Source organism: Nostoc sp. UIC 10890 (assembly GCF_054786515.1).
On sequence record NZ_JBSGKF010000001.1, the window covers coordinates 1,070,783 to 1,086,470 of the forward strand.

9 protein-coding genes and 1 riboswitch are annotated in these 15,688 nt (G+C 43.7%); of the genes, 8 read left to right on the top strand and 1 reads right to left on the bottom strand.

The window, feature by feature from the left end; translation table 11 throughout:
• Nucleotides 1–45: 45 nt before the first annotated feature.
• Nucleotides 46–417 carry a hypothetical protein gene (locus ACWATR_RS04215; protein ID WP_181930255.1) on the bottom strand — a complete coding sequence of 124 codons (372 nt, stop codon included), beginning with the start codon at nucleotides 415–417 and terminating at the stop codon, nucleotides 46–48.
• A 793-nt stretch (nucleotides 418–1,210) separates the two neighbouring features.
• Between ACWATR_RS04215 and ACWATR_RS04220 the strand changes: the two genes are divergently transcribed.
• The 8 genes from ACWATR_RS04220 (at nucleotide 1,211) to ACWATR_RS04255 (ending at nucleotide 15,444) form a co-directional block, all read left to right on the top strand.
• On the top strand, nucleotides 1,211–1,444 hold the full coding sequence (locus tag ACWATR_RS04220; protein WP_460329797.1) for a hypothetical protein: 234 nt from the start codon (nucleotides 1,211–1,213) through the stop codon (nucleotides 1,442–1,444).
• Between the two features lie 99 nt (nucleotides 1,445–1,543).
• Nucleotides 1,544–3,970 (top strand): tetratricopeptide repeat protein, encoded by a 2,427-nt coding sequence (locus ACWATR_RS04225; RefSeq protein ID WP_460340184.1) that lies wholly within the window; start codon nucleotides 1,544–1,546, stop codon nucleotides 3,968–3,970.
• A gap of 327 nt (nucleotides 3,971–4,297) precedes the next feature.
• A complete protein-coding gene (locus tag ACWATR_RS04230; RefSeq protein WP_460329799.1) occupies nucleotides 4,298–4,597 on the top strand; it encodes a hypothetical protein in 300 nt (99 codons plus the stop codon).
• Nucleotides 4,597–5,031 (top strand): type II toxin-antitoxin system VapC family toxin, encoded by a 435-nt coding sequence (locus ACWATR_RS04235; protein ID WP_460329801.1) that lies wholly within the window; start codon nucleotides 4,597–4,599, stop codon nucleotides 5,029–5,031. The genes ACWATR_RS04230 and ACWATR_RS04235 overlap by 1 nt, the downstream gene beginning before the upstream one ends.
• A gap of 400 nt (nucleotides 5,032–5,431) precedes the next feature.
• Nucleotides 5,432–6,784: a histidine phosphatase family protein gene (locus ACWATR_RS04240; RefSeq protein ID WP_460329803.1), complete on the top strand. Its 1,353-nt coding sequence runs from the start codon at nucleotides 5,432–5,434 to the stop codon at nucleotides 6,782–6,784.
• Between the two features lie 179 nt (nucleotides 6,785–6,963).
• Nucleotides 6,964–8,325, top strand: a complete 1,362-nt coding sequence (locus tag ACWATR_RS04245; protein WP_460329805.1) for a dihydroorotase — start codon at nucleotides 6,964–6,966, stop codon at nucleotides 8,323–8,325.
• Between the two features lie 648 nt (nucleotides 8,326–8,973).
• Nucleotides 8,974–14,352, top strand: a complete 5,379-nt coding sequence (locus ACWATR_RS04250; protein WP_460329806.1) for a PAS domain S-box protein — start codon at nucleotides 8,974–8,976, stop codon at nucleotides 14,350–14,352.
• A 12-nt stretch (nucleotides 14,353–14,364) separates the two neighbouring features.
• A complete protein-coding gene (locus ACWATR_RS04255) occupies nucleotides 14,365–15,444 on the top strand; it encodes a hybrid sensor histidine kinase/response regulator (protein WP_460329808.1) in 1,080 nt (359 codons plus the stop codon).
• A 98-nt stretch (nucleotides 15,445–15,542) separates the two neighbouring features.
• Nucleotides 15,543–15,682: riboswitch (cobalamin riboswitch) on the top strand.
• Nucleotides 15,683–15,688 lie beyond the last annotated feature (6 nt).

Sequence of the window (15,688 nt, forward strand, 5' to 3'; positions counted from 1 at the left end):
CCCTTGCCAAGGGGGGATTAAGGGGGGTAATTTCTTTGTTCCCAATTATGATACAACTGGAGTTGCCCTTAAGCGTGTTGCTGTGCTTTTGCGAATGCGATCGCTTTTGCGAACACCACCCGCCATTTCATATTCACGGCTATCTTTGCCGTACTTAAAGGCAACTCCAAGGAGCATTTTTCCAGTCAAGTCGCTCAAAGTTGTTTCCAACTCTTTCATCTCATTTGTGTAAGAGTCAATCACAGCTAGAGTAGTATTATAAGCATCTATTTTGCTACGGTACTGCTGAATTATTTGTGTAAGATTTTGCAAATTTCGAGCATCCCCAAAATCCATGCTGGGATCAATTGCTTTGAGTCCGGCGATTCTCAATTCAGCTTTCTCTAAAACGCGATATGTACGCTTTTGCCGAGGCATAATTATCTTCTTTTTATGGTGTTCTAGAGCTAGCTTGCCCTACTAAAACCTAATTTTGGTTGGGTAAAATCCACAAAATTTAGTGTCGAATATAACAATTCACTCAGCAATATCAACTAAACTATGATGTTTGTAACAAAAATCGTAGTGATGGTAACTAAACTCGTAACAATGTAACAAAAATAATGATGTTTGTAACAAAAATCGTAGTGATGGTAACTAAACTCGTAATAATGTAACAAAAATAATGATGTTTGTAACAAAAATCGTAGTGCTGGTAACTAAACTCATTATTTTAGTAACTTAAAGCGCAATGTTAGTGGTTGTTTGAAAAGTTGTTTGCTGTAATTTTAATCACATTATTACCCCCCTTAATCCCCCCTTATAAAGGGGGGAAACCGGAAAATCCAGTTCCCTCCCCTTTATAAGGGGAGGGTTAGGGTGGGGTAAAAAATATTTGATACATCAATCATGACTTCTCAAACAACCTCTTAGTGGTGATAATCTAGGTTTTTTAACTTAATTGCGAAATTTATAACAAAAGTGGTGTGGTAATAAGTAAATAAGATACACATAGTCGAGGCAGGATATAATACTTGAAACTGCGGCGATCGCTGTTGGCACTATAATAGCCACCAAAGCCTTAGAAAAAACGGGCGAAAAAGTAGGTGAAGTTTTATGGGATAAGACTGGTAAGTTTCTCGTCACGCTCAAAAAACACTCTCCTGATACTGTAGCTGCTATAGAGAAAGCACCAGACCAACCACTCGATTATGGTAAAGCTGTACTTGAGGTGCAATCTGCGGCTGAAGCTAATCCTGAAGTGGCTCAAGCTGTAGAGGAATTGGCATTATTAACAGAAAATAATTCACCCTCAAACTGGGCTGAAATTCTGAGAGAGATAAAAGCATCTGTGGAGAAATCTCAACAACCATACCCTTCAACTTTTACCCAAAACATCCAAAAAGCAATTAATGCGGCTCAAACCCAAACCATTGACCAAAGAGGTAGTACTTTTCAAATTTGAGTGGAGTCGTCTGACGGGGAACGGACAAAGTTAACTCCCACAAAATCTATTCCTTATCGCGGTTCCGTTCATTTTGTCGGACGAGAAACCGAACTGACAATGGTGTATGAAGACTTGCAGCGCGGAAATTATGTAGCAATAGCGGGAATGGGTGGCGTAGGCAAAACTGAATTAGCCACCCAATACGCCAGACGATATCAACAAGATTATGGCGGGATTACCTGGTTTAACGACAGAGAAACCAATCTCGCCGCCGAAGTTTTAGAGTTTTTTCAGTTGCAGTTTGGTTTGAAGATTCCCCAAGAACTAGGAGGAAGACTTTTAAACCTTAAAGAACAAGTCGCCTGGTGTTGGTCTAAATATCCCGACTCTCCCTTGCCGATTTTAATCGTCTTCGATGACGTAACTGATTTAGACAACCTCCGCGAAGTCATTCCCAACGATAATCGCTTCCAAGTCTTAATTACTACTCGACTGCGAAATTTAGACCCGAATTTTATTCAAGAGATTCCCTTAGATGTTCTCTCACCCCAAAAAGAACCAGGTAAAGCCTTAGAACTGTTAAAACGACTGTTGGGCGAAAAAGATAAGCGAGTCGAAAACCAACCACAAGCCGCAACAGCAATATGTGAATCTCTAGAATATTTGCCCTTGGGGATAGAGTTAGTTGGAGGTTATTTAGTACGCGACCCGGACACATCTTTAAATATCATGTTTGGGCGATTGCAAGAACGTAAATTAGCAGAAGCAGCTTTACAAGACCGGGAAAATCTCAACTCCACTCAACTGGGAGTCAAAGCCGCCTTTGCTTTAGCTTGGTCAGAACTCGACCCACTGGCGCAACAACTAGGAAGATTTTTGAGTTTATTTTCTCCTGTACAGATTCTTTGGGATTTGGTGATTTGGGTGGCAACAGAAAGTCAAAAAGCAGAGGAGCAGGGGAGCAGAGGAGCAGAGGAGCAGGGGAGCAGGGGAGCAGGGGAGCAGAGGAGCAGGGGAGCAGAGGAGCAGGGGAGCAGAGGAGCAGAGGAGAAAAACAGCCCACAAACGGAAGTAGAAGACTTAGACACCTTCCAAGGTGAAGAAAACAGTCCCCCCTGCTCCCCGCTCCCTGCTCCCTTGCCTCTTTTAACTTGGTCTGAAGATGAATTAAACGCAGCTAAAAATCAACTCTACGGGCGCAACTTGCTGCAACTGGTAGAAGAAAGAGCAGGATGTTATAAAATTCATGCCTTAGTGCGGTGGTTTTTGCAAGAGCAGTTAGCCGATGCTGGCGAAACCAAATCAGTTTTAGAAACAACCTTTGCCACCGCCATGATAGCTAAAGCCAAAATTCTTCCCGATTCACCTACTTCTAAAGATATTGAATTCCTCAAAGATGTTATTTTTCATCTTGAAGATATAGGAAAACGTTTAATTGCAGAGATAAAGGAAGCCACAGAAGCACAAACATTTTTCACAGCATCAGTGCCTAATGATCAAGTACTGTGGATATTTGTGGGTATAGGAAGATTTTATGAGGGACAAGGATTATATAAATTAGCAGAGCCTTGGCGTAAGGATTGCGTAAATGTTTGCCAAGCTTTGTTTGCTGGCGACCATCCCAATGTGGCTAGTAGCTTGAACAATTTAGCAGGACTCTACGAAAGCCAAGGGAGGTACAGCGATGCCGAACCACTATACAGTGATGCTTTGGCAATGAGAAAGCGCCTGTTTGCTGGCGACCATCCCAATGTCGCTACTAGCTTGAACAATTTAGCTTTCCTCTACTATAGCCAAGGGAGGTACAGCGAAGCCGAACCACTATACAGTGATGCTTTGGCAATGACAAAGCGCCTGTTTGCTGGCGACCATCCCAATGTGGCTAGTAGCTTGAACAATTTAGCAGGACTCTACGATAGCCAAGGGAGGTACAGCGATGCCGAACCACTATACAGTGATGCTTTGGCAATGACAAAGCGCCTGTTTGCTGGCGACCATCCCGATGTGGCTAGTAGCTTGAACAATTTAGCAGGACTCTACGATAGCCAAGGGAGGTACAGCGATGCCGAACCACTATACAGTGATGCTTTGGCAATGAGAAAGCGCCTGTTTGCTGGCGACCATCCCAATGTGGCTACTAGCTTGAACAATTTAGCTTTCCTCTACAAAAGCCAAGGGAGGTACAACGATGCCGAACCACTATACAGTGATGCTTTGGCAATGAGAAAGCGCCTGTTTGCTGGCGACCATCCCAATGTGGCTACTAGCTTGAACAATTTAGCTTTCCTCTACAATAGCCAAGGGAGGTACAGCGAAGCCGAACCACTATACAGTGATGCTTTGGCAATGTGCCAACGGGTATTAGGCGTTAATCATCTCACTACAGCGACAATTCGAGAAAATCTAGCAATCTTGCAACGCCAGTCTACTCCCCGTGCTATCCAGAAAACTCGGTTAAGTCAGTTTGTCCAAATCTTAAAGGCGATATTCATTTTACCGTTTTCTCTATTGTGGCGATTAGCTAAAAAATTAATTCGTAATTAAAAGAGCAAGTCCAAGCGATAGAGATTGCAATCTAACGCCGTGTGCGACTTTCTTTCAGACCTAACCCCCAACCCCTTCCCTACAAGGGAAGGGGAGCAATAATCAAAGCCTCTCTCCGTTTCGGGGAGAGGTTTGGAGAGGGGTTTTAAGAATAAGTCGCACATCGCGTAATCTAGTAGTTTTGAGCGTTTGTCAAAGACGTTGCCGTTCGCGGTAGCGTCTCTGAAAGAGAAGGCATCGCTATTTTCTCATTAACACAAATGCGTAAGCGTAGCCCGTCGTAGGCGATCGCCTTTTACAATTGGAGTATTAATAGTATTTACGTCTATGAACTTTCCTCCCCAACTCCAAGAAAAGATTGAAAAATGGGCAAGTAGTCAGGGAATTTCGACTGAGCAATTTGTTTTGCAAGCTATTGCAGAAAAAATTGACACACTGAGTCAACAAGTAACTAAAGAACATACTCAACAAAACTCTGAGATGACTAATGTACCGCACCTTAACCAACCAAAGATTTATCGAAAAGAAGGGATTTTAGTTATAGAGGCAGAATTACCAGAAAACTTTGATGTTAATGCCTTTATAGATGAGTTGAGAGAAGAACGCATTCAGGATCAAATAACTTAATGAAAGTCTTGTTTGATACTTCTGTCTTAGTTCCTGCATTCATTGTCAATCACCCGCAACATTCTGTTTGCTTTTCCAAAATTCAAGCTGCAAAATCTAGGCAAATTCAAGGGTTTATCTCAACTCACAGTTTAGCTGAAACATATTCTGTCATCACACGCTTACCCATTCAACCGCGTATTAGTCCCCAACAAGCTGAGATGATTATTGTAGATATGTCACAGTATTTAGAGGCAGTTCCACTGCTTTTCAATGACTATCAGGCTGCGATCGCTCAAATGGCAACTTTAAATCTTCCAGGTGGGGGTATTTTTGATGCTTTAATTGCTCAAGCTGCTTTAAAAGCAGAGGTAGACTCTTTGTTGACCCTTAATCCAAATCACTTTACTCGTTTGGGAAATGCGATCGCTCACATTGTGCAAGTCCCTGAGTAGATAATACGTAGATGCTTCTTAGGCTTGTCGTTAAACATCGCTATTTTCTCATCAACCAAGGTGCGATCGCTAAAGGTTTCCGCAAAGACAACGCTTAACAATCTTGATAACATGGAAAAAATAGTTCAACCTCGCTGCCAAGGTTATGAGTAACATTAATATTTCCTTGCTTGAGTCGATGAAAGCCTTTATTGAAGAACAAGTGGCTCAAGGTAGGTAATTCGACTTGTGTGTACACGATAGGCTTGCGGGGAGCAAACCCTACGGCTATTTTTGCTGCTTATTCTACGTCCCTTACAAAAGTAAAATTGCCCACTTGACTAAATCCGCCTTCCTGAGTCGGTAATTCTGCAATCATTTTGCAGTAAAATTAATCGTCTAGATACAGGAGGGCTTTGAGATGACTCGTGTCATCATTGTGCGCCACGGTCAAAGTGGTTATAACACCGAACGGCGTATTCAAGGACGCACTGATGCGTCAACATTAACCGAAAAAGGTCGTAACGATGCAAGTCTTGTTGGCAAAGCCCTCAGCAATATTTTATTTAATGCTATTTATAGCAGTCCCCTGCAACGAGCGAAACACACAGCAGATATTATTCATAGGGAGTTAGCTACTCATCCTGAACAATCTGCTGTAATTCAAGTTTCTGATTTACTGCTAGAAATTGACCTCCCCGTATGGGCAGGGCTGATAACTGCCGAAGTCAAGCAGAAGTTTGCCGAAGACTACTGCACTTGGCATCAGCGCCCCGACGAACTGCGGATGCTGCTAAGTGATGCACAAGGGACAAGAGAACATTTTCCTGTTCTTGCTTTATACGAACAAGCACGGCAATTTTGGCAAGAAACTTTGTCCCAGCATCAAGGCGAAACTATTCTGATAGTGGGACATAACGGTATTAATCGCGCTCTCATTAGCACAGCCTTGGGAATTTCCCCAAGTCGCTACCATTCAATACAACAATCTAATTGTGGCATCACCGTACTAAATTTTGCCGGCGGATTGGGCGAACCAGTCCAGCTAGAATCTTTAAATCAGACGCAACACACGGGAGAGACTTTACCCTCATTGCGACCGGATCATAAAGGAATACGATTGTTATTGGTGCGTCACGGTGAAACCGACTGGAATCGCCAAACCAGGTTTCAAGGACAAATTGATGTCCCCCTTAACGACAACGGTAGACAACAGTCGCAAAAAGCAGGCGAATTTCTCCAAGACGTAGCGATTGATTTTGCTGTCAGTAGCACAATGCTCCGCCCTAAAGAAACAGCAGAGATTATTTTAAAACAACATCCAAATGTAAAGTTAGACTTGCAAGATGGTTTAAGAGAAATCAGTCATGGACTCTGGGAAGGAAAATTAGAATCAGAGATAGAGCAAGAGTTTCCGGGAGAGTTGCAGCGCTGGCGGCTAGTACCAGCCCAAGTGCAAATGCCTGAAGGGGAAAATTTGCAAGAAGTGTGGGAACGCAGTGTTGCAGCTTGGCAATCTATTGTGCAAGCTGCATCAACTAATCAATTCAAAACTGTATTAGTAGTAGCTCATGACGCTACTAACAAAACCTTACTTTGTCATGTTCTAGGTTTATCGCTAGAAAATTTCTGGAATTTCCGTCAGGGTAATGGCGCAGTTAGCGTTATCGACTACCCTTCTGGAATCGATGGTTTACCAGTATTACAAGCCATGAACATCACTACTCACTTCGGTGGAGGCGTACTAGATAAAACAGCAGCGGGGGCTTTGTAAAAAAGTTAGGAGTTAGGAGTTAGGAGTTAGGAATAAAGTTAGGAGTGAAAAATTATAAGTAATGAATAAAGTTAAAAGTGATGAGCAAGGAATAAATAACTCATAATTCCTAACTCTTAACTACTAACTCCTAACTCCTAACTCCTGAATTTATTCTTAACTCATAACTAAAAACTTTTATGATTGAACTGCTGCAAAAAGTACGGGTGATTGACCCAGTTTCTAAAATAGATGAAATATTTGATGTGTTGATTGCTGATGGTTATATCCGAGAAGTAGCTTCACACATTTCTGATATCACTTCTGATACTCAAATTAGAGATTGTCAGGGGTTAGTTCTCGGTCCTGGGTTAGTGGATTTGTACAGCCACTCTGGTGAACCTGGCTTTGAAGAACGAGAAACCCTCTTATCTTTTTTACAAGCTGCTGCTGCTGGCGGTTTTACTAGAGTTAGCATTTTACCCAATACATCCCCTGTTATTGATAACCCTGCCCTTGTGGCACAGTTGCAGCAGAAGAGGGCAGAGGGGCAGAGGTCTATGGCAGAAACCTCTAACGCTGACCGGGGGGGCAGAGGGGCAGAGGGGCAGAGGGGCAGAGGGGTAGAGAAGAGTTTGTCTCCCCTGCTCCCCCGCTCCCCTGCTCCCCTGCTTCATATCTGGGGTGCTATTACCCTAGATGTTGCTGGGAAGCAATTGACGGAGTTGGCAGATTTAGCGGCGGCTGGAGTTGTTGGTTTTACTGATGGTAAGCCGTTAGAAAATTTGGCGCTGGTGCGGCGAGTGTTGGAGTATCTTCAGCCGTTGGGTAAACCAGTCGCATTTTGGCCTAGCGATCGCCAGTTAGCAGCAAATGGTGTAATGAGAGAAGGGGCGAATGCTCTCCGTTTTGGTTTACCCCCAATTCCCGCCAGCGCTGAAACTACTGCGATCGCAGCTATGCTTGAATTGGTTGCAGCTATTGGCACACCAGTCCATATTATGCGTGTCTCCACAGCTCGCAGCGTGGAATTAATCGCCTCAGCTAAGGCTGCTGGTTTACCCATCACCGCCAGCACCACCTGGATGCACCTTTTACTTGATACCAAAGCAATTAAGAGTTATCACACCAGCTTGCATTTAGACCCGCCTTTAGGTAATCCCAGTGATGTAGCGGCGTTGCGTGCAGGGGTACGTGCGGGTGTGATAGATGCGATCGCTATTGACCACACACCATACAGCTATGAAGAAAAAGTCCAAGCTTTTGCCGAAGCACCAGCCGGGGCAATTGGTTTAGAGTTAGCATTACCTCTGCTGTGGCAATATTTGGTTGAAACTGAAGAATTTACAGCTTTAGAATTATGGCGGGCATTGAGTATTAGTCCAGCAGAGTGTTTGGGTCAGAAAGTCAGTGCAATTCTACCTCATCAACCAGCGGAACTTACTTTATTTGATCCCCAGCAAACCTGGAAAGTCGAACGGAAAAGTCTTTATACACTTTCACAAAATACACCTTGGTTAGGACAACAGTTGAAGGGTCATGTTGTGCAAACCTGGTGTTGAAAAATGGGTTTGGGGAAAAGGGTAAAGGGAAAAGGTTAAAGGTTTTAGGACTTACGCATTGACAGAAAATACCAAATATGGGTTCTTTGAAAAAGCACGTCTGTCGTAGGGGTAAAGCACATTGCTCATTGGTGTCAACTTAAGCTAGAAATAGCTTCGCTGCGGGCTTTATAACCCGCCAGAGAATGAATTCTCTGGCTCATAGCTAAAGTCTACTGAAGTAGACTAAATATTTTTGGGGATATCTAGTCATCTTCAGATGACTTTCGCTATGAGACAGGGATTTACAATCCCTGGCGGACGTGCGGTTTCGCGTTAAGCAAACGTGCGGTTTTGCGTTAAGTTGACACCAATGAGCAATGTGCTTTACCCCTACAAATGACCATCGAAGAACGATTAATAAAAGGCTGAAACGACCCATTCTCGTATATTCATACCATGATTAAGTTGTACAGTGCGTAAGTCCTAAGGTTTTTTCTTTCCCCTTACCCTTTACCCTTTACCCTTTAACCGAGCAGTATTGAGATGTCTCAGGCATTTTGTATCTTTCTTGTCTGACTCGATTTCCATCAGGCTATTAACACAATGGTATCGAGGTATAAGAGGTATAATTTTTGTGAAGCGCGATCGCGTTTGTATATTAAATTTATGAGTCATCCTTCTTGCCTCACAATCCTGCTGATTGATTGCGCTGAAGATCGCGAAGCATATTGTCGCTTTTTAAAGCAGGACAGTGTGTATACCTATCGGATTTTGGAGCTTGAGACGGCAACGCAAGCACTGAAATGGTGTCAGCAGGAGATACCAGATATTATTTTGCTGGATTTTGTGTTACCTGATGGGGATGGACTAAAGTTTATTCAGCAATTTTGGGAATCTCATAGCCATACCCAAACTGCTGTGATTATGCTAACAGCACAAGGGGATGAAGCGATCGCTGTCCGGGCCATGAAAAGTGGTGTCCAAGATTATCTGGTTAAAGATAAACTCACGGCTGAAGTTCTTCAAGGTGCTATTCATCATGCCGTTGAACGGATGCATCTGACTCGACAGTTAGAACAAAGTCGGGAACAACAACAACTGATTGCTGCGATCGCCTTACGGATTCGTCAGTCTCTTAAACTAGAAGAGATTCTGCATACCACAGCAACAGAAGTAAGGCAGTTTTTGAAAGCAGACCGGGTAGTGGTCTATCAATTTCAGCCAGACATGAGCGGCACAATTGTGGCGGAGTCAGTGCTTCCAGGCTGGACGGTGGCTCTAGGAAAGGAAATTCTTTTTACTTGTTTTCAACAAGAAGCCGAAAGTGACTATCGCCAAGGAAAAAAACTAGCAATTGACGATATTTATCAGGTTGACTTAACAAATTATCATTTGCATATTCTAGAACAATTTGAAGTCAAAGCCAATCTGGTAGTACCCATTTTAGTCAAAGAGCAATTATGGGGATTATTAATTGTTCACCAATGTAGTGCATCTCGCCACTGGCAATCAGTAGAACTAGATTTGTTAGATCAACTGGCGGTGCAAATAGCGATCGCCATTCAACAGGGAAGTATATATCAGCAAGCACAGGCAGAACTGGCAGAACGCCAACGGACAGAAGCAGCCTTAAAAGCCAGCGAAGAGAAACTCAAACTTACCCTGAATTTTGCTGGTATTGGCTACTGGGAGTGGAACCCAATCACCAATCAAATATTTGCTAGTGAGAATACAATTCACTGTTTTGGTTCTGATGTGAGTGATGCCAACTGGACTTATGAAAAGTGGCTCAATCAATTACACCCAGAGGATCAGGAATGGGTTGAGCCGGAACTGAGGCAGGCGATCGCCACCCAAACCGATTATGCTGTGGAATACCGAGTTGTCTGGCAAGATAGCAGCATTCACTGGGTATCGGCAAAAGGACGGGGAGTTTATGACGCAACCGGACAACTGCTGCGAATGCTGGGTGTGCTAACGGATATCACAGAACGCAAGCTCTCAGAGCAAGAACTACAACGCACCCAGATGCTGCGAATTGAATTACATCTTTTGGAGCAGATTCTCGAAGTAGTTCTAGCAGGTTACTGGGATTGGGATATTCCTGGAAATCAGGAGTACTTGAGCTTAACTTTCAAGCAGATGTTCGGCTATGAAGATCATGAATTGCCAAATACACCAGAGAGTTGGCAAAGCCTAATTTTTCCAGAAGATTTGCCGGGTGTTCTGGAACTTTTTGACCAACATATCCAAAGTCGTGGACAAATTCCCTTTTACAATGAGGTGAGATATCGACATAAAGATGGTTCTACCGTTTGGGTCATTTGTTCCGGCCGTGTAATTACGTGGGATCAAGACGGGAATGCCCTTCGGATGATTGGTTGCCATATTGACATTACACAACGCAAACAGGTAGAAGCTCAATTATTAGCTATCACTAATTTGCAACAAGCTATTTTAGATGGCACCGACTACGCCATTATTTTTAACAATTCAAATGGCATCCAAACCTTCAACGCAGCTGCTCAGAAAATGTTGGGCTACAAAACAGATGAAGTTGTTCAGCAAATAAATCCAACTAAATTTCACGACCCGGAAGAACTCAAGCAACGGGCAGCAGAACTATCGTTAAAATTGGGCAGGGAAATTGCGCCTGGGAAGGAATTTTTTAATATCGTCACTCAAGATGGAAGCACCTATGAAAAGGAATGGAATTACATTCGTAAAGATGGCTCTCGCTTCCCTGTATTTCTGTCGGTGAAGATCCTCCAAGATATAGAAGGACAAAATATTGGATTTTTGAGTATTGCTAAAGATATTACCCAGCAGAAACAAATAGAAGCAGCCCTTAAAGACAGCGAACTCCGTTATGCAAATCTGGCAGAAGCGGCTCCTGTCGGTATTTTCCGGCTGGATGCTCTTGGTAACTGCATCTATGTCAACGATCGCTGGAGTGAGATGACTGGTAGACCAACACAGGCAGCATTGGGAATGGGGTGGCTACAAGCTTTGCATCCAGAAGATGGCGAGCGTTTGGGAAGGGAATGGTCGCTAAAATTTGAGCAAGGAAATGTTAATCCAAGGGAATTCTATCAGACTGAAGGTAGACATCTCCGCCCAGATGGTAGCATCAACTGGTTTTGCGTCCAGGTGCTACCCGAAATCAACACCAACGAAACTATTATTGGCTACATCGGCACACTTACAGATGTCAGTGATGTCTACGAAGAACTTCGCTTACGCAAACAAGCCGAACAAGAACTTATCCACAATCGGGATTTGCGAGAAGCAATTTTTAACGAATCTGCCGATGCCATCTTTTTGGTTGATCCGCAAACGCTGCTCACCCTGGATTGCAATAGACGGGCGGTAGAACTATTTGAGGCAGTTGACAAAGCTGAATTGCTCAATATTAATGGGCAGAGACTCCAGTACCGTCCATTTACTGCTAGCGAAACCGATGCGATCGTCACAGATATGCAGTCAAAAGGTGTCTGGAGCCGAGAGATTGAATATGTTACTCTTCAGGGTAAGATTTTCTGGGGAAACATTGCAGCTAAACCAATTACTGTAGCCGGACGTACTATGAATCTAGTACGAGTTACTGATATTAGCGATCATAAACAGGCACAAGAGGCATTGGCAAAATATGCCCATGAGGTCGAAGACCTGTATAATAATGCTCCCTGTGGCTACCATTCCCTCGACAGCGAAGGCCGATTGATCAAGGTCAACGAAACTGAACTGCAATGGTTGGGTTATACCCGTGAGGAAATGATTGGCAAATCCCTGGCAAATTTTTTCACTCAAGCTAGTGGCTTGTCCTTCGCGCAAACCTATCCTCACTTCAAAAAACAGGGCTGGGTAAAAGATTTAGAGTTTGACATGATTTGTAAAGATGGCACAGTTTTGCCAGTGGTAATCAGCGCTACTGCCGTCAAGGATGCAGATGGAAACTATTTATACAGCCGTAGTACCCTATTTGATATCCGCGAACAGCAAGCTGCACTACGTGAACGCAAACAAACCGCACAAGCATTGGAAGAATCACGCAAAATGCTGCAAACGGTACTGGATACATTTCCTCAGCGTGTTTACTGGAAAGACCGCCAATCACGCTTTCTCGGTTGCAATCCAGCATTTATCCGCGATTCTCAACTGAGAACCGATGATCTTATTGGCAAGACCGACTTTGAATTACCTTGGGCAAAGTTGGCACACCTCTACTGTGCAGACGATGCAATGGTGATGAACACCCGAACACCTAAACTAGGCTATGAGGAGCCATTTGCAGGGCCTAATGGCGAACAACTCTGGCTGCGAACTAATAAAGTTCCCCTAACTAACAGCGCAGGTGAAGTGATTGGAGTACTGGTATCTCACGAAGATATCACAGAACGCAAACAAGCCGAAGCACAATTGCGGCAGACAAATGAGCAACTTGCTAACGCCAACGTGGAACTTGCCCGCGCCACTCGCCTTAAAGACGAATTTCTCGCAAACATGAGCCATGAACTGCGAACACCTCTCAATGCAATTTTGGGTATGTCAGAGGGCTTACAAGAAAGTGTGTTTGGCTCCATCAATGAAAGACAAGTAAAAGCGATCGCGACTATTGAGCGCAGTGGTAGACATTTGCTAGAACTAATCAACGACATTCTAGACTTGTCTAAAATCGAATCTGGCAAACTGGAACTGCAATTGAGTGATATTTCTGTCAGGAGCCTCTGTGATACCAGCATTGCCTTTGTTAAACAGATGGCTTTGAAAAAGAATATTGGTCTTAGTATTCATATTTCTGAGCATATTCACAGCATCCAAGTAGACGATCGCCGCCTGCGTCAGGTATTGATCAACCTGCTGAGTAACGCTGTCAAGTTCACACCAGACGGCGGATCTGTAGCGCTAGAAGTCCGGCTGGAGGGGGAGGGGGGCAGAGGAGCAGGGGAAGTAAATTCTCCCTCATCCTCATCTTCCCCAAACCTCTGCTTTCAAATCACTGACACCGGTATCGGTATCGCCGCCGGAGAAATTGGCAAGTTGTTTCAGCCTTTTATCCAGCTTGACAGTAGCCTTAACCGTCAGTACAGTGGCACTGGTCTAGGTTTGGCACTAGTACAAAAGATTGTGACCCTACATGGAGGAACGGTCTTAGTTACGAGTAAAGTTGGAGAGGGAAGTTGTTTTACGGTCTGCATTCCGTACCATGCTAGCAATAATGTGTCAACAACGCAGGTAACTACTTTATTGCCCAGCTATCACTTACCTGCTCAGAATGCTCAAGTTTTGATTATCGAAGATTCTGTTGCGGCGGCTGACCAAATTACTCGCTACTTCAGCGAAATGGGAATGCAACCCATTATCTATCCCACAGGTGAAGGAGCCGTAGAAGAAGTGCTGCGCGTTCAACCTTCTCTAATTATTCTGGATTTACAACTACCGAACCTATCCGGTTGGGAGGTGCTCAATCAACTCAAGACCAACCCAAAAACCAAATATATTCCAGCGATCATCATTTCAGTTGTGGATGAGCGTAGCAAAGGATTAGCTAAGGGAGCGTTTGAATATCTGGTCAAACCCATTACCCGCACTCAACTTCAAGCAACTATAGATAAACTGCAACATTCTGCCTCTTCTAACCTGCCAAATCTAATTGGCGTGCCAGAAGCAGTTCTAGACACTCCTTTGATTTTACTGGCAGAAGATAATCAAGCAAATATTGATACTATGTCCGGCTATCTTGAAGGTCGAGGGTATCATCTGATTTTGGCAAACAATGGACAACAAGCGATTGACCTTGTGAGAGTTCAACGCCCCGACTTAATTGTGATGGACATTCAAATGCCGGGAATGGACGGGTTAGAAGCAATGCGCCGTATCCGTAACGATCAGCAATTTGTGCATATTCCAATCATTGCACTAACGGCCTTAGCCATGCCTGGCGATCGCGAAACTTGTTTAGCGGCTGGAGCTAACGAATATTTCACCAAACCGATAAAACTTAAACAGCTTGTAACCACAATTCAACAACTCTTAAGAAGGTAACGGAAATTTTCGATGGATAGTCAAACCTCTATTTTAGTGATCGACGATCAACCAGATAACTTTGACGTTGTTGAAACCTTACTGGATGGTGAAAACTACCAGCTTTACTACGCTCCTAGTGGTCAACAAGCTCTAAATCGCCTCGATAGTTTTCAGCCCGATCTAATTTTATTAGATGTGATGATGCCCGATCTTGATGGGATGGAAGTCTGTCGACGCATCAAAGCCGATCCACAATGGCAAGCAGTGCCAATCATCATGGTGACAGCATTAACCGAGAAAGAAGATTTGGCTCGATGTCTGGCGACGGGTGCAGATGACTTCATTAGTAAACCCGTCAACGGTGTGGAATTACGAGCCAGAGTTAATTCCATGTTGCGGATTAAGCAGCAGTACGACAGTATGCAAGTATTGCTCAAGATGCGAGAAGACATGGTAAATATGATTGTGCACGATCTGCGAAATCCACTTACCACTATTGTCTTAGGAGCAGAGATTCTTCGATTACCAGGTTTCTCACCGAAACAACAGCAAGGAAAAATCGATCAAATTTTACTTGCTGGACAACAATTACAATCGTTAATTGATAGTTTGCTGATTATGGCAAAGCTGGAATCTGGCAAAATGGTTCTCAACTACACAGAAGTGGATCTTTGTGCGCTGTGTATATCAGCTGTAGAAGATATTGAGGCGATCGCTACTCAAAAAAACTTAACCCTGATACGTGAATTTCCCGAACCTGGTGGCATTGTTGCAGTAGATGCAGTGATCTTTCGTCGAGTGCTGGATAATTTGCTCTCCAATGCCATTAAGTTCTCCCCCTTCGATTCTCAAGTCATCCTCCGAGGAGAGTATTTGGCAGCAGGTGGTGCTAAAGTGCAAGTCGCTGATTCCGGTTCGGGAGTTTGTCAAGACTTACGACAAATCATTTTCGAGAAGTATGAAATTGGAACTCTGATGCCAGAAATTTCGCAAATTGGTTTAGGATTGGCTTTCTGCAAAATGGCGATCGAGGCACATTCCGGTACAATCACCATCGAAGATAATCATCCAAACGGTAGTATTTTTACTGTATTACTCAAAAATAAATAAGTAAGTGGGAATAAACCAAATTATGACCTCTAAACTGTCTTAATAAACTACGCTTTGTGAATACCTGGTAAAAATCGCTGCTCAAAATTGGTAATGGTGATATAGTTACTCAAATCGGTTCTGATGGGAAGCAGCCATCGGACGCAAGGGGGAAAGTCCGGTGTAAATCCGGCGCTGTCCCGCAACTGTGAACCAAAATTAGGTGAGTCAGGATGCCCGCCGGTTAGAATCAATTCGTTTACAT

What these genes read in the sequence shown, in the direction of transcription:
- ACWATR_RS04225 (WP_460340184.1), top strand. Translation starts at nt 1,544, where the DNA reads ATGGTGTATGAAGACTTGCAGCGCGGAAATTATGTAGCAATAGCGGGA.
- ACWATR_RS04245 (WP_460329805.1), top strand. Translation starts at nt 6,964, where the DNA reads ATGATTGAACTGCTGCAAAAAGTACGGGTGATTGACCCAGTTTCTAAA.
- ACWATR_RS04250 (WP_460329806.1), top strand. Translation starts at nt 8,974, where the DNA reads ATGAGTCATCCTTCTTGCCTCACAATCCTGCTGATTGATTGCGCTGAA.
- ACWATR_RS04235 (WP_460329801.1), top strand. Translation starts at nt 4,597, where the DNA reads ATGAAAGTCTTGTTTGATACTTCTGTCTTAGTTCCTGCATTCATTGTC.
- ACWATR_RS04255 (WP_460329808.1), top strand. Translation starts at nt 14,365, where the DNA reads ATGGATAGTCAAACCTCTATTTTAGTGATCGACGATCAACCAGATAAC.
- ACWATR_RS04240 (WP_460329803.1), top strand. Translation starts at nt 5,432, where the DNA reads ATGACTCGTGTCATCATTGTGCGCCACGGTCAAAGTGGTTATAACACC.
- ACWATR_RS04215 (WP_181930255.1), bottom strand. Translation starts at nt 417, where the DNA reads ATGCCTCGGCAAAAGCGTACATATCGCGTTTTAGAGAAAGCTGAATTG.
- ACWATR_RS04230 (WP_460329799.1), top strand. Translation starts at nt 4,298, where the DNA reads ATGAACTTTCCTCCCCAACTCCAAGAAAAGATTGAAAAATGGGCAAGT.